Source organism: Rhizobium acaciae, assembly GCF_025941625.1.
In the GTDB taxonomy this organism is placed as follows: domain Bacteria; phylum Pseudomonadota; class Alphaproteobacteria; order Rhizobiales; family Rhizobiaceae; genus Rhizobium; species Rhizobium acaciae.
In genome coordinates this window covers 111605-129973 of sequence record NZ_JAPCZO010000004.1, presented here as the reverse complement: position 1 = coordinate 129973, position 18369 = coordinate 111605, and the positions used below count along the sequence as shown (strand labels likewise).

Below are 18369 nucleotides of genomic sequence, written 5' to 3'. Positions count from 1 at the left end.
GGCGCCTTGTCGACCCCTCAATATGCAAGGCTGCCTGAGCGGTTCACCGCCGACGATTTCGCGCGCATCTCGTTCGACGTCGTGGCGTTGACCGATCGGCTGTTTGCGGGCGAGGACTGGGCGAAGCTGGTCGCCGCGCACATCTATCTCGATCACATCCTGATGGAGACGCTGCGCGACCGGATCGTCGACATCGACATCTACCTCAAGGGCGGGCACAAGACGTTCTCGGACAAGCTCGCACTGTGCCAGGCTCACCGGCTCGTCGATGCGGATCTGGCCGCGACCCTCAGGGCGATCAACACAGCCCGGAACCAGTTTGCACATCGCCTCGACTTCAACGTCACGGACGAGCTGAAGGTCAAGCTCTTCAAACAGTTTTCGCCGGCGCGCGTTGAAGCGGACGTCCTCGGCGATGAGGGCTTCGCCAACTTCCTGCTCACGGTTGTCATGCTGCTGGAGTTCGAACGGATATACCAGTTCAAGATCCAGGCGTTGGAGGGAGAGGCGCGGCTTTTGAGGGAGAAGGTGTTCGACGCGGTGGCAGAGCTGTACTCGACGAGGATGCTGGAGGACTAGGTCCGGACAAATGCGCGCGAGTCGAAATTCCTGTTGACTTCCTGAATTTTGTTCATATTTTGTTCACCATGATGAACAGCCGCCGAATATCGCGAATACGTTGAACTTCCTGCCGCCTCCGGGCGGACCGGCACGGTTTTCTGTATTCGGGATATTTTTGATGAGCCATTCTCATTTCGAAATGCCTCCGGCGTTGTACGACGCTTATGCCAAGGCCTCCACCCAGCGATTTCATCCCTTCGGCACGGTGCGATGCTCCGGCGAGCCGATGTTCAGGTCTCAACTCGCACGAGACCTCGGCTGCCTGCTCGACGTCGATCACAGCGTCGTCGCGTGGCTCTGCCTTCCAACGCAGGTCGACGCCGAGATCGGGCCGCACGTCTTCGACTTCCTCGTGGACTACGACGACGGGACCAGGGTCTACGTCGATGCCATTGAAGACGAGGGCAGTCCCGACATCACCGAGGCGGCGGCGATCGCAGGTCTTCAGCATCGTTTCGAGTTCCGTGATCAGATCGAGGACGGCTTCCGGCTCCTCAACGCACGCGATCTCCTTCGCTACGCACGCTGGCGGACACCGCTGAACGACCGCATTCGAATGCTTGCGGCGCTCGACGACGCCGGTTCACTTCAGGTCAGCGATTGCCTTGGCATCTTCCGAGAAGTTGCACCGATGACGGCGATCGCCTGGATGGCCCTGCATCGTCTGATCGAACTGGATCTCGACGAGTGCATGATCGGTCCAGAGACGCTCGTTCGTCGATACCAGCGTTGAGGTGACGGCGATGGCACCTGTAAGCGGAACTCGGGCCCGTTTTAAGCCGACCGTCGAGCGCGTCGCCTACGCTCGCGGAATTCACGCCGCCTTGCGCGATCTGCCGGTCGTCGCGAAGGTCACGCCACCAATCTTCCTTCTCCGTCTCCCGTGGCGCGCGAACGAGGACGAGTACCTCGCCGCCGCCAACATCCACATGCATGGCGCTTCCGAAAATAAGAGAGCAAGGGTCCTCGCGCCCCGCCGTGATCGTAAGGGTGCACTTGACTTTGAAGACGTCCTCGCGGATCTCGCCGAGGGTGGCGTAGTCCTTGTAGAAGCTGACGCTCCGGTTCCGCCGAGGATCGCCGCTGCCGCCGACATGATCGTGGATGTCCCGCCCGTCTCAAGCGAGGATCTTCGGGACGCAGCGCGGGAAGTGCTGGCGTTGACGCTGACCCGAGACGAGGCGGACGAACTGCTGCGCCTGCCTCAGGATCTGATGTTTGCCGCGATGAGACCGGGACGAAGCTTTGAGCAGATCGTCAGCAGGGTGCAGTCATCGAACGTTGCGACGGATCGGTCCGGGCCTCTTCTCGAGGACCTTGGCGGATATGGAGACGCCAAGACGTGGGGTCTGGAGCTTGCCGAGGATATCCGGAGTTGGCGCCGGCGAGAAATTGCGTGGGCCGATATTGGCACAGGGCTTCTTCTGAGCGGACCACCAGGGACCGGCAAGACGCTGTACGCGGCGGCGTTGGCGCGCTCCTGCGGTCTCGCCTTCATTGCCACTTCCGTCGCACAATGGCAGTCGACCGGCCACCTCGGCGACCTGCTCCGAGCAATGAGGACTTCGTTCAGAGCGGCGATGGAAAAGGCTCCCTCGCTGCTGTTCATTGACGAGTTCGACAGTATCGGAGATCGGGCAAGTTTCTCAAGTGACCACGCCTCCTATTCAACCCAGGTAGTGAACGGACTTCTTGAAGCGCTCGACGGCAGCGCAAGTCGCGAGGGCGTCGTCGTTGTAGCGGCGACGAACAACGCCGGGTCGATCGACGCGGCCTTTCTCCGGCCGGGCAGGCTGGGACGACATATTCGCATCGGTCTTCCGGGCGTCGAGGATCGGGTCGCCATCGCAAGCACCTACCTGGGCGCAGCCTTGCCCGTGCCTGACATCGAAAAGGTTGCCGTGGCCACCGAGGGTATGACCGGCGCCGATATCGCCGGGCTCGCCAAGGACGCCCGACGGCGAGCCAGGGTGAGGAAGGTTACGCTCGATGCCGCTCTGGTCCTGTCATGTCTGCCTCCGGCGCTTCCTCTGGTTGGCGAGGAGCGGAGATGTGTGAGCGTCCATGAGGCCGGCCATGCGGTTATTGGAGTCAAACTAGGCTTCGGCGTGCTCCAGGCGGTGGCGATCGTCGGGGAGATTCGCGAAGCCCAAGCGATTGCCGGAGGAGCTCTCTTTCAATCACCAGCGAAGATCGTCAGGTCGAAAGGATCATACCTCGACGAGATCTGCCTTCGCCTTGCGGGCGCCGCCGCCGAAAAGGTCGTCATCGGCTCTGTGACGGATGGCGCAGGGTCCGGCCTTGGGAGCGATATTGCTCAAGCCGCCGACGTCGCCACTCTGATGGTGGCTGAGTTCGGCATGGGTGGCAGACTGCGCCACGTTCATACGACGTCCGCTGCGGATCGTGAGCTACTCCGAAGGCGCAATGGCGAGGTCGCCAAAGAGGTGGCCGATATCCTCGCAGAGCAGCTCCTGCGTGCGCAGGCGATTATCCTGGAACATGTGCATATCGTCGAGACGATTGCCGATCGTCTGGAAAGGAAAGGCCTGCTTGATGGCGACGAAGTCGCCGAACTCATGAAGGGCGAAGACACGAACGGGAGGAGGGACGGCGTATGAACTCGACCTGGAAACTCGTGGTGCGCAGCTTCAAGGGTCGCCCGCCGACCGAGGGTAGAGCGCATGTCGAGAAGACTGTCCTGGAAGCTTCCGGCCTTCCACTTAAGTTGCGGGAGGCTCGCCATCGCCTGTTTATCGTGACGACGAACGTGTCGAAAGGAACGCCGGCGGTCATCGAAGGCGAGAGCGGATTTGTCTGCCTGATCGCACTCGACGATCTGGTCGACATCGTGATGGATCCCGCACCGACGCTCCGGGACGTGATGCGGGAAGCTGGGCTGAAGGGTTATGACTAGGCCTCTCGACATCTCCATTGGCTACGGGTTCGCAGCCTTTGGAACGCTCCGCGTCGGCGAACGGGAGAGCAGCCTATTTGCGTTCCGCTCGGATGGCGGGCGACCCGGTTCCAAAGATCGTTGAAGCGATGCTCGCGCTCTGCCCCGAGCTTGGTGGCGGTGTCAATTCTTCCGGGCTGAATTTACGTTTTCTTGCCATCTGCCAACTACGCTGTTCACCCCCTGCATGGCGGCAAAAATTATGGATCCGGCCGGAAATCTTCGACAAGATATCGAACAGGCGCTGCGTCGTCCGAACTTGACGAACTGGCAGCGGAAGTTCCTGAAAGACATCCACGCCCAGCTCGAACGGTCGCGGGGACAGGCCCGGCTGTCGGACAAACAGTGGCGCAAGATCTTTGAAATTCTCGGGCGAGCAACCGGCACGAGTGCGCTGCCGCCGTCCCCTGCATTGCACCATCCGACACCGGACCAGAAGGGAAGCCGGTTTAGACAGCGATTCAGGCCACGCCGAAGAAGACTGGACCGCGGTCCTCAAAGACTGGCAATTGGATTCTTTTTTGTTGGCGTCATTGCCGTTGGACAGCAGGTAGCTGAATACGGGCGAGGGCAGGTTCCCCAAACTCTTGTGACCAATGCCGCTTCGGAGATGCAGCGGTTCACCGTAACGGACGGCGACACCGTCCACGTCATTGGTGACGATGCTGGCACGCGGCTTGTTGGATTCAACACGCCTGAAAAATTCTCGCCTCAATGTGAGAGCGAACGTCAACTGGGGGAGCGGGCTTCATTGAGGCTTAAGGAGCTGGTTTCGAAGGGTGTAACCCGGCTGACTAAGGTCGCATGCGCATGTATGTCAGGCACGGAGGGCTCTGAAAAATGCAATCACGGCCGCTCTTGCGGAACGCTGCGGGTCGACGGCGAAGACGTCGGAAACATCTTGATCCGGGAAGGTCTTGCGGTACCGTTCGTGTGCACAGGAACACGTTGCCCGCCGACGCCGCGGCCTTGGTGCCAAGGCTAATGCTACCGACGGGACGGGGGACCACGCGGCCTCATATGCGCTCGCAGTCGTCAATGGAGCAGGATGTATGCGGGGTTCGGGTTCCCTGAAGAAGAGATAATACCATTTGTGATCGTTGCCGCGGTTCTTGCGCCCCACGGGGCCGACCGCGCACCGACGACCGCATCGTCTCTCTCTGCTTGTATTCCGTAGTGCATGGCGAGCCGACCGATGCCGACTACGGCGACCCATGGCGAATGGTCTTCAAAGCCAAGGCGATTTCTGGAATGAGCCGGCCCGTCATCTACCCTTTGAACCGCAGCCGCATATGGACGATTGACGATTCCAACACGTACGTACCGTTCGAAGGTGACTTCCCCTAAAGCCTGCTCGGCGATGATTTCGCTCCAGGCCCAAATAACGAGATAATCGGTGTCAATCAGCAGCGAGGAGTCTTTAGGATCCGGCCCAAGTTTAGGTCCTGGGCGGATATGTCCGCCATGCTTTCCAAGCACATGATCGAAATCATCCCGCATAGCTTTTCCCATGGCCGTCGACAAAAATACGCAAAGCCCGAGATGCCAGGCAAGTGAATCATAGACCCGTGATTATATCGTGATTGTGTAATTGGAATAATGCTATTATCCCGCGAATTGGATTTAAGGAAAGTTGGAAGGACGATAGAATCTTTATCTCAGGGGGAAGGTATGATGGAGGTATCTCTTCTTGGCCCGTTTTCCATCAGTATCAATGGGAAGAGGGTTTATCCTGATCTTGGACGATCGGGATTACGAATGGCCGCGCATTTATTTGTATCGCCTGGCAAACTGCATCGACGCGAAAAAATAGCGGACTTGTTTTGGCCAGAAATGCCCCTGGAGCGAGCGCGGGCGGCATTAAATTCCGCTATGTGGCGGCTGCGCAAGATCATGTGTCAGGATCCCAATAGCAAAGGGGGCGGAAATCTCCGCTCCGTCGGCGACAACGTGATTTTCGATCTCGAGCCGTGGATCCAGGTGGATACGTCCGTTGTTTGCGGCGTTGCCAAAGGCATATGCGGCAGTGTAGCCCCCAAGACGATCCCCGACTTGCAGAGAGTGATCGACCTCTACCAGGGGCCCTTCATGGACGGGGACGACGACGCTGCTTTCCTAGAGGAGCGTGAACGATTGCATACGTGTTTTGTGGAGATCGCGCATGAATTGTTAACACTTTATATTGCGCGGCGAGACTATCAAAACGCCACCACCATCTGCCGGAAGGTCCTTTACTTCGATCCCTATCGCGAATTTTTCGTCCGCAAGATCTTAGGTGCGCTATGTCTCAACGAACAGCGCGCAGAAGCAGCAAGTTTTTACGAGCGTTGGCAAAAGTCCCTGCGCGACGATATCGGCGTCGCCCCCTTGCCGGAAACCCTTGATCTATTGCGGATGGTGCGGGGCTGTAAGAGCGTTGAAGATGTCGAGACTATTCGCGCCATCGTTCACTCGAGCCGATATGACGTCTCCATCCAGAACGCTTGGTAGGAGAGCCATGGCAATTGGCGTGAAGAGGTTTCCGTGACTGTCACGTGACTCCCTCGAAAGACCGCTCCGGTAAGCACAGGGCAATTGAGCCTTGAGGAGGAGCATCAATGTCGATCCACGGAGTATCGGAGCCTCATCATATTTCGCATCTGGTAGGCGCGGCTGGCATTGTGGCGGCGTTGGGATTGGCCTTTCAAGTCGGTCATTTCGCCGAACACGCGCTTCAGTTTGCCATCTGGCTCCTTGGTGACCTGTCGAACATCTGCGGACGGAACACTGCCTGGATGTCACCTTGGGTCATGGCGCTCGTCGAAGAGCTGGGCGCTCTGGTTGCCCCCACGGCACCATATGCACGCCAAACTATGCTCGGCATGGAGGTCCTGCACCTCATCGGAAATAGTATCTTTTTAACGGGCCTGATCTGTCTCTATTTTGTCATTCCCTCCAAATGGGTGCGATGGGCAATTTATATCGAAGCGTTTCACCTCTACGAACATATCCTGTTGACGGCGACCGCCGTCTTCGTGGGTAAACCGATCGGAATGAGCACTCTGTTCGGTGCAACGAGCCTTATCGATAGCCGGGAATTCGCAGTCGGTTTCCGAGTGTCCTGGCATTTCGCCATGAATCTGTTGCCGATGCCCTTTGCGATGATTGGGTTTTGGGAGTTCCGGCATAGACGTCCCAGCACTGCGGGCGCATCGGTGAGCTGACACGCTTTGGCGCGTGATTTTTCGCGAATTGTTCCGCAAGGCAATAGCGTAACAGCAACAGGACACTGGAGAATGTAGATGGCAACGCACCCTCCCGTGCCGAGACCTGATCGCGTATTCGTTATTCGGCTGTGGCATGAGGATGGTGAAACGCGGTCGAACTGGCTCGCCGAGGTCAAGGAAATCGGCACCGTCCGCACTGTCGACCGACGACGGGTGGTAGACAGCCTGCAGACCGCCTTTAGCCTCATCTTGCGATGGCTGGAGCAAGCACCGAAGTCAGAAACATAGTCGTTCCGGCCACGGACCGCGTAGTCGACGAATAGTTTTCCTCCTGTACCTACGCCTCATGTTGCCGATTTGCCGGAGTGCCGTTCGTCGGCTGCGTGCCCAATCAGCCGATGATGCCGTGAGCGTATCGTGACCCAAACGCGACGGAGCCGACATCTCCACGCGACGAAGTCGCGAAGGAACCGGGCGTCTGGCCGAATTTGAGTTTGCTACATCCGAACCTGAGGTGGAGCTATGTCGTGTCTCGTGCTGTTCCCTCGGATATTAGGAGGGATGATTTGGCGAAGCAACTGCTCAGCGACGTAAAACGTGATGACGGTCTTCGATCGGGGGAGAAAGCTCCGCAGCCGCGAGGGGTCGGGCTTACAAGACGCTTGGCCGGCCTGGGTCTGCATGAGGCCCACTTTTCTGTCCGGGGCTTCAAGGCTGCCACTACACGGGCGCAGCAGGCGCTGGAAGATGCCGGTATCGCTTTCATTCGCGGCTATAACTGCGCACTCGAAATGACGGATCCATTGGTCCTTGCCAAGGCCGCCACTATGGTCGAGCGTTGCCGCCGAGGTTTGTTCATGGAAGGTGCGGCCATGGGCTTCGGCATTCGCGACGCCATGCCTTGGCACATCTTCTCGGCCGCTCAATTACCGGCATTTCTGGATTCGGTCCAAACTGATCACCCTTATCTTCCGACGGTCGGAGCGGGCTGGGCAATGGCGCGCTTGCCCTGGCGGCGATCCGCTATCCTGGGGAGCCTCGACACGCTCCTATCACCGCTTGCCCTCGACGGATGGGGCTTCCACGACTGTTATTTTGGCCGTACCGAAGTTGGGAATGGTTCCGGGCGCAATGTGGTGCGGTTGGTCGGAGCCGCCGGTGCCCGCTCATGGGATCAAGGAGCGGGCAGGGCGCTTTGGTTCATCAGCGGCGGCAGCATTGCCGACGCCGTGGGCCTAATCAATAGGGCGTCTCCCGATCGCCATCCGGATCTCTACGCGGGGCTCGGCCTGGCGCTCACTTATGCCGGCGGCATCGATCCAGCGGCCGCAAAAGAGTTCCGATCCACTGCCGGCCGCTATGGCCGAAACCTGGCCCAGGGTGCCGCCTTTGCGCTCGAAGCACATGTCAGGGCATCGACAGACCATTCCGACATTTTGGCGATGGCGGCGGCGATTACCGGGAGGGACGCAGACTCGGTCGTGGCGATCGTCCGATCCATGATGCCGACGCAACTCGGCACTCGCGGAGGAGCATCGTCGAAGAGCTGGGTGCTCTATGAGCGTTGGCGCACATGCGTCGCAGAGGAACTCGAAGTGCTTGAGGGGGCGGAATAGTGAAAGAAGCTTTAGCGCGGCATGCTGGCCGGATTACTGCGGGGTTAATTGCATTTTCTCTGCTGTGTTTTGCCGCTGTTGCACAGAGGTCTCAAGGCACGGAGGATATTTCGGCCGAACGCTTTGCGTTCGAGCGCGTTGCGCTCAACCCGGCTGATATATCCGGCTTCAGGACAGTCCGACCGGTTCATCCGGACTTGCGTCACATAGACGCCTGGATATCGTCGGTCGGTGCGTCGGTTGCGATTGGTGATCTCGACGGCGACGGTCTGTCGAACGACGCATGTTTGATCGATCCGCGAAACGACACGATTTCGATACTTTCCCTGTCGCCCTCGCCGGGTTTCGCATCCTTCACACTATCGACGCCGGCCGATCGGTATGAGGTTAGCACGACCGCCCCTACAGGATGCCTTCTGGCCGACGCCAATGCCGACGGTCATGAAGACGTCGTCGTGTACTACTGGGGACGGACGCCAGGGATCTTTGAGAACACCGGGCAGATGTCCGGCGATGGTTTCGTCTTCCATGAAATCATTGATGGCGGCGAGGTCTGGTTCACCAATGCTGCCGTTTTCGCCGATATTGACGGCGATGGTTTCGGTGACTTGATGTTCGGCAACTATTTCCCGGACGAATCCGGTGTACTCGACACCAGTGGGCACCGGCCGGTTGAGATGCAGCATTCGATGTCCCGCGCCTTTAATGGCGGAAAGGACCGGCTCTTCCTCAATACGGCTGCGGGGAACGGCCGCTTTGCCTTTGCCGACCGCTCAGACGCCCTGACAGACCCAATGGCGAATGGTTGGACGCTGGCGCTCGGAGCCGCTGATCTCAGTCATGACGGCTATCCGGAAGTCTATGTTGCCAACGACTTCGGGCCAGACCGACTGCTGCTCAACCTGTCTAGGCCGCATGAACCATCCTTCAGGATTGTCGAGGGCCGACGCAGGCTGACAGATATTCGTTCGGGCGTGGTCGGCAGGGATTCGTTCAAGGGCATGGGTGTCGACTTCGCGGATATAGACGGCGATGGCGGGCTCGACATCTATGTCAGCAATATCGCCGAGGACTACGCGCTGCTCGAAAGCCATCTCCTCTTTATGCATCAGGCGGACCAAAGCTGGGACGATGGGGTGGCGCCGTATCACAATGCCGCCGGCGCTTTGGGCCTTGCCCGATCGAGCTGGAGCTGGGATGCCAAGCTTGCCGACATAGACAGCGACGGGGTCTACGAAGCACTACAGGCTACAGGGTTTGTGAAGGGGCTACATGATCGCTGGCCCGAATTACAGGAATTGGCCATGGGCAATGACGAGTTGCTAAGCAGTCCTGAAGTTTGGCCGCGTTTCGCGGAGGGAGACGCTTTGTCCGGCGACCGCCCTGATGCCTTCTTCGTCCGTGGCAGCAATGGGCGATTCCATGATATTGCCGCCGCGATCGGCCTGGGGGAGCCGAGCATTTCGCGCGGAATTGCTCTCGCCGATATTGATGGTGATGGCGATCTTGATTTTGCGCTCGCCCGTCAATGGGAGCCTTCAGTGCTGTTCATTAACATGAAAGGTCAGAAGCGCAAGTCTCTTCTTCTGGATCTGCGCCTTACCAATCCCGACGGTTCGACTCGGCCGGCAATCGGAGCCGTCGCCACGGTGACATTCCCTGACGGTCGGAAGCTCTCGGTGATTTCCGACTCCAGTAATGGCCATTCCGGACACCGGTCGCCGGAGGTGCACTTCGGCCTCGGTGAAATCACTACCGAAGTGCCGGTCACAGTCACGTGGCGTTCGGCAAGCGGCCCCCATAAGCGCGATTTCCACCTCTCGCCGGGGCGTCACAAGGTGATTCTCGACAATAGCCCGAATCTTGTCAGTCTAGGGAAGTCAAAATGACGATAGCAATCGAACGTGGGTTGGTCGATGTTTCCGTGAGAAGCCCAAATAAGGCCTTGAAGCGCTTCGCACTTTCCATCACGGTGCTCAACATTCTCGGCCATCTTTGGCTCGGCTTTGAGCAGTCCTGGATCACTCCCTTCGTCGCACTTGCCGCCGCATACGGGACTGAACTCGCCGCCGAGACGATGCAGGCTTCCGCTAATCGGCGCACGTGTCGCTATCTCGGTACGCCGGGGACGTTCATCTCGTTTCTGCTATCGGCCCATGTGACTGGGCTTGCCGTCGGTATGCTGCTCTTCGCCGCTGAGCAACTTTGGGTCATCGCCTTCGGTGCCTCGCTCGCTATCGCATCGAAATGGCTGTTCCGGGTTTGGGTTCCAGTTAAGGATGGATTCGAAAACCGTCATTTCCTCAACCCCTCCAATTTCGGCATTACGATCGTTCTGCTGCTCTTTCCCACTGTCGGGATTGCGCCACCATACATGTTCGCGGAAAATACCTCCGGATCACTCGATTGGCTCTTGCCGCTCGCTGTCATCTCGACCGGGAGTTTGCTCAACGTTAAGCTCACAAAGCGGATTACGCTGATAGGCGCCTGGCTCTTGGGTTTCGTCGCACAGGCCGTGCTCCGAAGTCTGCTCAACGGTACGCCGCTTGCGATCGGCCTTCTTCCCATGACTGGCTTCGCCTTTATTCTTTTCACTTTCTATATGATTACCGATCCAAAGACGACACCAGACGGACCACCTGGCCAAGTGATGTTCGCAGCTTCGGTGGCGACCGTTTACGGTCTGCTGATGCAGTTCCACGTGGTGTTCGGCCTATTTTTTGCTCTCACGATCGTGTCTGCTGGTCGGGGACTCTTTCTATTCCTTCGGCACAATCCGCCCACGGATATGCCTGCCAAATCGTTTCAGGAACCGCTTGGTCGTGAAGCTTGGGGGAAAGTGCGTGTCGACCAGAAGATGGACCTGCTGTTTGAAGTTTCCGGAACACCTAAGGGTGGGTACACGGGTAGCTAGGAATGAGAGATGTTGGATCGACCGCCAATCGCCATTTGCTCGCTCTCCTGCAGGTATGCGGATGCCAGCTCTCCGGACGACCTGTGGACCAATCTAATGGATGGCCGTCGCTCATTTCGGCCGATCCCGCCGGAACGGTTGGCCATCGGCGCCTATTCACCGGGCGCAATCGGTTTGGCGGACTCAATCACGCCCGTGCTTGCGGGCTTGTTGACCAACTGGCATTTCGACCGGGGGGCCTTCCTCATCCCGAAGCGGGCCTTCGAGACGACCGATCTTACCCATTGGCTGGCGCTTCAGCTAGCTGCCGAAGTTATCGAAGCTGTCGGTGGTGTGCACCGGCTGGACCGAACACGGACCGCGGTGATCGTCGCCAATACACTGACTGGCGAATTTAGCCGGGCAGCCCTCCTGCGCCTGCGACAACCCTTTCTCGACGAATTGCTGCAGGAGGCGTTGGACGCCGGCGGGGCAAGCGCCGACGCAGCGTCGAACGTCCGACGTGAATTCGCACGGCAGCTCAAGGAGCGGTTTCCCGAGCCCAACGAGGACTCGCTCGCCGGAGGGCTTGCCAACACGATTGCCGGCCGGATCGCAAATCATTTTGACTTGAACGGTGGTGCCTACACCGTCGACGGCGCCTGCTCCTCTTCGCTGCTTGCGATCTCCAATGCCGCTGGTCTACTGCAGAGCGGTGTCGTGGATGCGGTCGTTACCGGAGCGGTGGACCTCTCGCTCGATCCGTTCGAACTCGTCGGCTTTTCCCGCAACGGTGCGCTGTCGCCTACGAAGATGCGTGTCTTCGACGCGCGCGCGGACGGATTCTGGCCGGGGGAAGGCGGGGCTTTCGGCGTCCTCATGCGTGCGGAGGATGCGCGGCGAGCGGGTTTTCCCATACTCGCCTTTCTGCGCGGCTGGGGCATGTCGACGGATGGCGCCGGCGGATTAACCCGACCGGACGTCGGGGGACAAATGCTGGCCTATCGCCGAGCGTACGAGATGGCAGCCAGTGATCCGCGCGACTTGGCTTATGTTGAGGCACATGGGACGGGGACCGCCGTCGGCGATCCGACGGAGGTCATGGCACTCGCGGCCATACGCGAAGGCGCTGCAAGCCCGCTACCGATCGGCTCAGTGAAGGCAAATATCGGCCATACAAAGGCAGCAGCGGGTTTCGCTGGTCTCATCAAAGTGGTCTTGTCCCTGCGGCGGGGCGGCATCCCGCCCCATGCTGGCTGCGAAAAACCACATTCTGCATTTCGGGAGACCGACGACAGGCTATATCCGCTACATAATGCGCGGGCCTACGACGCGGAGCGGCCATTGCTTGCGGCGGTGTCCAGTTTTGGCTTCGGCGGCATCAACCTGCACGTAGTACTGGAGGGGAGTGAACAGAAACGCCGCCCCCCGGTGCCATTTGCGGCACCGGAGCTTCGTGGCGAACAGGGTGCCGAACTCTTTCTGTTCCGCGGCGCAGATCGTGCAGCATTGCGAACGCAACTCTCTGCACTGCGCGCCGTAGCGCCGAAGCTTTCACTCGCCGCGCTCGCGGACGCGGCGGCCGCGGGCGCCAACCAACTCCGCGAAGGGATGTTCCGCCTTGCCTTCGTCGCGCGCCATGCGGACCAACTCTGCGACCGGCTCGACGAAGCGATCAAGCGACTGTCGTGCGGAGAGGCCGATCCCGGCCTGTCCACGCACCTGTATTTTGGTTCGGGGCGGATACCGCAGAGAATCGGCTATCTATTTTCGGGTCAGTCGGCACCTGTGCGAAGACCCTCGTCGGTGTGGCTCGCGCGCTTTCCCTTCCTGCGCTGTCTAGCGGATAGCGTACCCGCGGTTGTGGAGGAGGACGTGCCCGACACCGCGGTCGCGCAGCCGGCCATCACCTATGCCAATCTGGCGGCATTGCAGGTACTGGAGAGGTTCGGCGTAGAGGCTGTCGCCGCGGCTGGACACAGTCTGGGCGAGCTCGCCGCGCTTGCGTGGTCCGGTAGCGTCGATCGCGGACAAGCACTGGACCTTGCTGCCAGACGAGGTGTACTCATGGCCCGTCACGGGCGACCGGGCGGGGCGATGCTTCGTCTCGGGCTTTCGGTAGATGACTGCCGGCAACTCGCCGCCGGGCTGAGCTGCACGGTTGCCTGTGTCAATGGGCCTTCCGAGACCGTCATGAGTGGACGTGGCGAGGCGATTCGTGCGCTTTCGGAAAGGGCACGGCAGGCCGGTGCCGACCACCAGGCGCTCCGGGTCTCCCACGCCTTCCACGGCCCCGACATGGCCCTGGTGGTAGAGCCTTTCTGTGCTGTCGTAGGCGAGTTACAATTCGAAGCACCGTCGAAGCCGGTGATCTCGACGGTGACCGGGGGCCTCATTAGCGATGCCGACGACATCCCCCAACTGCTTTCCCGTCAACTCATACAGCCGGTGCAATTCGTCGGTGCGCTTGGCAGGATGGCCCAGCATGCTACACTTCTTGTCGAGCTCGGTCCGGGTTCTGCACTAACGCGGCTCGCTAGGGATTGTGGCCTGCGCGCCATGGCAGTTGACTCGCAATCCGATGACCTAATGCCGTTGCTCTCGGTCCTTGCTGCAGTGTTTGCGGCGGGCCATATGCTCGACCATGCGCAGTTGTTCGGTAACCGCGGCATAAGGCCCTTCGATGCGGGCGGGCCGATCACGCTGTTGTCCAATCCGTGCGGTACGCGGACAGAGTACGGGCAACGCGCGCAGGCACTTCAGCCATCCACGCTCCAGGTTCCGGAGACCGCGGCGTTTCGGGCGGAGCTGAGTGCGCCGTTGGACGACGCGCCTTCCCCGTACACACTGGACCACACCATACTGAATGCGATAGCGGAAGAGACGGGCTTGCCCTTATCGGCTATCCATACTGATGCTCGTTTCCAGTCCGATCTGCACTTGAATTCGCTCGCTGTGACGCGGATCGTCGCGACAGTCTGCAGGCGTCTTGGGTGGCGAGAGGTGCGCAATCCGACTGATTTTGTCGAGGCGACGCCGGCAATGCTTGCTTCGCAACTAGCGGAAATGGCGTTGCTTGGTCCAGTAGTTGAGGAGACGCCGAGGGTCAATGGCATCCGTCGCTGGGCCGCTCCCTACGGCATGGTATGGCACCCCTGCGACCTTCCGGCGAGTGGACTGCGGTGGATCCGCTGGTCGAGTGATCAGTCAGCCGTTGAAAATGCGACGGATGAGCAGGTCGGACTGCTGATCACGCTTAGGGACAGGTTCGTCGTGGATGAGAGCATTCGACTCGTCGCGACGTTGCAGCAGGCCGCGGGGCGCGGCATCAGGTGTCTCGCCGTCGTCCACGATCGGCTGCCAGTCTCTTCCTTCTTCCGCTCGCTGCATCAGGAAGGCGCGTTCGAGACGGTACTGCTGATAGATCGAAACGGATATGAGGAAGATGACATTCGTGTTGGCGGCATATTGAGCATTGCGCGACACGGGGTCTGCGACTACCGCCTTGCCGGCGAAGGCAGGATCGAGAGCGCCGTCTTCGAGCGGATTGTGTGCGAAGCAAACGGAGCTGTCGGCATGCCGACGGCGGCTGATGTTGTTTTGGCAGTGGGATGCCACCGCGGAATCGGAGCCGAATGCGCTTTCGCGCTAGCCTCCAACCGCGCCAGGTTAGTCTTCGTTGGGCGCAGCGATCCGGCGCAGCCTGCCGTGGTCGAGACATTGAAGCTTGCCCGCTCAAGGGGAATCGAGTCGCGTTACGAGCCATGCGACGTTACCGATCCATCGTCCGTCGCGATGCTTGCGCGGAAACTCCGTGATGCCGGTCTTTCACCGACCGTCTTGCTGTTCGCGCCAGGGGTAAACCAGCCGATGCGCCTCGGCTCACTGACTCCGAAGATCATGAAGGAGACGCTTGCGCCGAAGACAGAGGGCCTTGCAGCCGTTCTCGATCGTTTCGGCATGGGCCTACGCCAACTCATCGCCTTCGGTTCGATTATCGGTCGCATTGGTCTTGAAGGCGAATGCCATTATGCACTCGCGAATGCCCTACAAAGTAGAATAGTGGAAGACTTTGCCTGCCAGCGTCCATCTTGCCGTTGCCTTTCGCTAGAGTGGACCGTCTGGAGCGGTGCCGGGATGGGCGAGCGACTGGGGACGATCGAGAGGTTGGCGTCAAAGGGCGTCGATGCATTGCCATTCGATGAGGCTTTGGCTGCCTTCGGAGAGCACTTGTCCGGCGGCTCGTCGGGCACAGTAGCGATAACAGGTCGCTTCGGGCCGCCGACAGGACTCGACATCGGTTCGTCGGAACAACGGCCGCTCCGTTTCATTGATCGCATCCTCATCAACTTTCCTGGAACCGAACTGATCGTAGAGACGGAACTTAACTACGGTCGTGACCCATATCTCAGTGATCACCGCCTGGAAGGGCGCGCGTTGCTGCCGGGCGTCCTCGGCATCGAAGCCATGGCGCAGGCGGTCGCCGTGCTCGTAGGCGAGGAATTCTGCCGGCGGGTGAGCGATGTCACCTTTCATCATGCCGCTTTCGTCGAGCGCTGCGGATTGCGGATTCGCGTCGCTGCCCTTCGCGTCGACGAGACGAAAGTTGATGCCGCCGTCTTCACAGAGGCTGACGACTTTCGGTCGCCTTGTTTCAGCGCTCGCTTCCAGTCCATGACTCCTTCCATCGGATATGCCGAACTGGCGGCTTCCAGAGGTCCAGGTTCCGAAGTGGGAACCGCGAATTCGCTGTATGGCCCGCTATTCTTCCATGGGCGGCGTTTCCGCAAATTGGACAGCATTCATTGTCTGACATCCTGCAGAGTCGAGGCGACGCTTGGCAACCGCTCTGCTCCAGACTGGTTCGGCGCCTTCGAGCCGCCCGACCTTGTTTTTACCGACCCAGGTATTGCCGACGCCGCACTCCATGTTTTGCAGGCCGCAATTCCCCATCGGCGCGTGCTGCCCGTTTCCATCGATGAGTTGGCCTTAATAGGACAGACTGCGGATGCAACGCGTATCGTCGGCGTTGAAAATTGGACCCGAGGCTTCGTCTACAGCTTTGATATAGTGGCCTACGATGGGAACGATGACCTGGTTGCATTCTGGAAGGGCGTGCAGTTTAAGGCGATTGGCGAAATCGCCATCGAACCGTCCCTGAAGGCCTTACCGGCGCTCTGTCAGTCCTATCTCGAAAGGGTGGCGCGCGAGGAACTGGGCGACGAAACACTCCGCCTAAGTCTGGTGCGAAACGCCGCAAAGGGCAAATCGCAGCGCCGAAAGCAGGCGCTTGACGAATTGGGGCTGGGTGGACAAGCCGTCCGGCGCGCCGACGGGCGACCGATGCTTGCACCCGGCAGGGGTTTCCTTGGCTTGAGTCACGCGGCGGCGGCGAGCCTTGCGGTTCACGGCGCATTTCCGGTCGCCTGCGATATCGCCGAACTCGATGCATCCTACCCTAGTCAAGCGGGCCACAGGCTCACGGCGGAGGATTGGGCCGCCGCGGAGGTATTGCGAAAGCTCGGTCAACCGTCGCCGTTCTCCGCAGGATCAGTACTGGGTGCCCTCTCGCCCGGCCCTATTGTCTTTACCCAGACGTTACCGGTACTCGGACTGGCCGTCTCCGTTGGAGCACTTCGCGGGGCTGATACAATCAGCACCAGCAAGCAATCACTAACGTTTATCGAGGTGGCGAAATGACAGTACTGGAAAGTACGCAGCTTGCTGCTGCGCCGCTCGATGCAGCGGAGAGCCAATCCGGAACCGACAAGCCCGCCTTTCTCTATCGCCACGTCGTTTGCTTTGAGGAAACGAACGTCGTCGGCAATGTCTATTTTGCCCGGCACGTTTCCTGGCAGGGCCGCTGTAGGGAAACGTTCCTGAGGTCCCATGCGCCGAGCATCCTCGATGAGATCATGGAAGATCTGAGGCTCGTGACGCTTAAAGTCTCCTGCGAGTATTTCTCCGAACTGCAGGCCTTCGATGAGATCGAGATACGCATGCGGCTCGCCTTCCTGCGCCAGCATCGCATCGGGCTCGACTTCGATTATTTCGTCCTAAAGGGACCGTCCGAGCGACTTGCCGCGCGCGGCTTCCAAGAGATCGGCTGCATGCGCGCCGCATGTCAGAAGATGATCGCGGTTGCCCCACCTGCCGATCTGCTCGAGGCCCTACGACCATATGGTTGAATGACCATGGTAACCTCTGCTTCCCGTCCGCCGAAATCGTCTGGCAATGATAACGTCGTCCGCGCGCAGGCGGTTGCCAAGGTGGTAGGCGAGATGAAAAAGCTGACAAATAGTTGCGTCTTGTTGGACGAATGGGCGGAGTTCGTGTCGCTCAACAAATACGAACTGATTGCGGCTTTCAAGAGGCTCACCGGCATACCGCCGATCGCGTTCCACAATGCCGAGAAACTGGAGATCGCCAAACGGCTATTAGTATTTGAGCAAATTTCGGTAACTGAAGTTTGCTTCGAGCTCGGATTCCAGAGTGTCGGCTCGTTCGTGAGCAAGTTTACGAACTGTGTTGGCGTTTCTCCCGGCGGGTACGCGCGCGTGATGGGCTCGACGGGGTTCGCGAGCATCCTTGTCGGCGCACTGCAGAAAAGCAATAGAGCTAGGAATTCGGGATCGGGCATCCGGATACGATTCGAGTTACCAGTCAGCCAGCGTGCCTTGAGCCTGATTGCGGCTGTGTTCCCCCGGCCCTTCCCATCGGGATATCCAGCCGAATGGCGCTTCGTTCCGCCTTTCTGCCGTGTCACCACGATCGGCGATGGCCTCACTGGCTATTGCCTGGCGGCTTCTTTTCCCGTCTTGCCGCGGCTTGCAGAACTGGTCAACTTCCGGCCGGCGTTGATCGGCCGACAAGCGCTCGATATAACGGATATCGACATAAGGATCGAACTTCGCACGCCGACGATCTTTGATCCGCCGATTACGCTGGCGGTACCAGCATTGTTCAGCCGCTACGCTAGTCATCAATAAAGCGCTTTGTTGCGTGGAGCGAATGGCCCGGCTCTCGCAATTTTCGAGAAGCGTCCCTTCGAAAATCAAAATACTCTTCTGTGCTTAA

General features: G+C 59.5%; 14 protein-coding genes. 12 read left to right on the top strand and 2 right to left on the bottom strand.

The genetic code is table 11. The annotated features are described in order from the left end of the window. The first annotated feature begins 6 nt into the window (after positions 1-6). The 4 genes from OLZ32_RS08150 to OLZ32_RS08135 all read left to right on the top strand — a co-directional run bounded on the left by OLZ32_RS08150 (position 7) and on the right by OLZ32_RS08135 (position 3538). On the top strand, positions 7-579 hold the full coding sequence (locus OLZ32_RS08150; RefSeq protein WP_264420520.1) for a hypothetical protein: 573 nt from the start codon (positions 7-9) through the stop codon (positions 577-579). A gap of 160 nt (positions 580-739) precedes the next feature. Continuing rightward, complete coding sequence (locus OLZ32_RS08145) at positions 740-1354, top strand: hypothetical protein (protein WP_264420518.1); 615 nt, start codon at positions 740-742, stop codon at positions 1352-1354. A 91-nt stretch (positions 1355-1445) separates the two neighbouring features. Further along, positions 1446-3242 (top strand): AAA family ATPase, encoded by a 1797-nt coding sequence (locus OLZ32_RS08140; RefSeq protein WP_264420516.1) that lies wholly within the window; start codon positions 1446-1448, stop codon positions 3240-3242. Continuing rightward, entirely contained in the window at positions 3239-3538 is a 300-nt protein-coding gene (locus OLZ32_RS08135) for a hypothetical protein (RefSeq protein WP_264420514.1), read from the top strand. The genes OLZ32_RS08140 and OLZ32_RS08135 overlap by 4 nt, the downstream gene beginning before the upstream one ends. Before the next feature lie 73 nt (positions 3539-3611). On the opposite strand, the gene OLZ32_RS08130 is transcribed toward OLZ32_RS08135, so the two are convergent. Together OLZ32_RS08130 and OLZ32_RS08125 are read right to left on the bottom strand one after the other, a co-directional pair. Next, complete coding sequence (locus OLZ32_RS08130) at positions 3612-4310, bottom strand: hypothetical protein (RefSeq protein ID WP_264420511.1); 699 nt, start codon at positions 4308-4310, stop codon at positions 3612-3614. 302 nt (positions 4311-4612) lie between these two features. Further along, entirely contained in the window at positions 4613-5077 is a 465-nt protein-coding gene (locus OLZ32_RS08125; protein WP_264420509.1) for a hypothetical protein, read from the bottom strand. 171 nt (positions 5078-5248) lie between these two features. Between OLZ32_RS08125 and OLZ32_RS08120 the strand changes: the two genes are divergently transcribed. The 8 genes from OLZ32_RS08120 to OLZ32_RS08085 all read left to right on the top strand — a co-directional run bounded on the left by OLZ32_RS08120 (position 5249) and on the right by OLZ32_RS08085 (position 18281). Then, positions 5249-6067: an AfsR/SARP family transcriptional regulator gene (locus OLZ32_RS08120; protein ID WP_264420507.1), complete on the top strand. Its 819-nt coding sequence runs from the start codon at positions 5249-5251 to the stop codon at positions 6065-6067. 107 nt (positions 6068-6174) lie between these two features. Then, on the top strand, positions 6175-6780 hold the full coding sequence (locus OLZ32_RS08115) for a DUF6008 family protein (RefSeq protein ID WP_264420505.1): 606 nt from the start codon (positions 6175-6177) through the stop codon (positions 6778-6780). A 569-nt stretch (positions 6781-7349) separates the two neighbouring features. Beyond that, a complete protein-coding gene (locus tag OLZ32_RS08110) occupies positions 7350-8399 on the top strand; it encodes a DUF1702 family protein (RefSeq protein ID WP_264420503.1) in 1050 nt (349 codons plus the stop codon). Continuing rightward, a complete protein-coding gene (locus OLZ32_RS08105) occupies positions 8399-10288 on the top strand; it encodes a CRTAC1 family protein (RefSeq protein ID WP_264420499.1) in 1890 nt (629 codons plus the stop codon). The genes OLZ32_RS08110 and OLZ32_RS08105 overlap by 1 nt, the downstream gene beginning before the upstream one ends. Next, a complete protein-coding gene (locus OLZ32_RS08100) occupies positions 10285-11313 on the top strand; it encodes an RnfABCDGE type electron transport complex subunit D (RefSeq protein ID WP_264420497.1) in 1029 nt (342 codons plus the stop codon). Before OLZ32_RS08105 ends, OLZ32_RS08100 begins: the two co-directional genes overlap by 4 nt. Before the next feature lie 9 nt (positions 11314-11322). Then, positions 11323-16992, top strand: a complete 5670-nt coding sequence (locus tag OLZ32_RS08095; RefSeq protein WP_264420495.1) for a type I polyketide synthase — start codon at positions 11323-11325, stop codon at positions 16990-16992. Next, positions 16989-17480 (top strand): acyl-CoA thioesterase, encoded by a 492-nt coding sequence (locus tag OLZ32_RS08090; protein WP_264420493.1) that lies wholly within the window; start codon positions 16989-16991, stop codon positions 17478-17480. Before OLZ32_RS08095 ends, OLZ32_RS08090 begins: the two co-directional genes overlap by 4 nt. Then, positions 17481-18281, top strand: coding sequence for a helix-turn-helix domain-containing protein (locus OLZ32_RS08085; protein WP_264420491.1), 801 nt, complete (start codon positions 17481-17483; stop codon positions 18279-18281). The last annotated feature ends 88 nt before the right edge of the window (positions 18282-18369 follow it).

What these genes read in the sequence shown, in the direction of transcription:
- OLZ32_RS08125 (WP_264420509.1), bottom strand. Translation starts at nt 5,077, where the DNA reads ATGCGGGATGATTTCGATCATGTGCTTGGAAAGCATGGCGGACATATC.
- OLZ32_RS08090 (WP_264420493.1), top strand. Translation starts at nt 16,989, where the DNA reads ATGACAGTACTGGAAAGTACGCAGCTTGCTGCTGCGCCGCTCGATGCA.
- OLZ32_RS08115 (WP_264420505.1), top strand. Translation starts at nt 6,175, where the DNA reads ATGTCGATCCACGGAGTATCGGAGCCTCATCATATTTCGCATCTGGTA.
- OLZ32_RS08135 (WP_264420514.1), top strand. Translation starts at nt 3,239, where the DNA reads ATGAACTCGACCTGGAAACTCGTGGTGCGCAGCTTCAAGGGTCGCCCG.
- OLZ32_RS08095 (WP_264420495.1), top strand. Translation starts at nt 11,323, where the DNA reads ATGTTGGATCGACCGCCAATCGCCATTTGCTCGCTCTCCTGCAGGTAT.
- OLZ32_RS08120 (WP_264420507.1), top strand. Translation starts at nt 5,249, where the DNA reads ATGATGGAGGTATCTCTTCTTGGCCCGTTTTCCATCAGTATCAATGGG.
- OLZ32_RS08100 (WP_264420497.1), top strand. Translation starts at nt 10,285, where the DNA reads ATGACGATAGCAATCGAACGTGGGTTGGTCGATGTTTCCGTGAGAAGC.
- OLZ32_RS08145 (WP_264420518.1), top strand. Translation starts at nt 740, where the DNA reads ATGAGCCATTCTCATTTCGAAATGCCTCCGGCGTTGTACGACGCTTAT.
- OLZ32_RS08085 (WP_264420491.1), top strand. Translation starts at nt 17,481, where the DNA reads ATGACCATGGTAACCTCTGCTTCCCGTCCGCCGAAATCGTCTGGCAAT.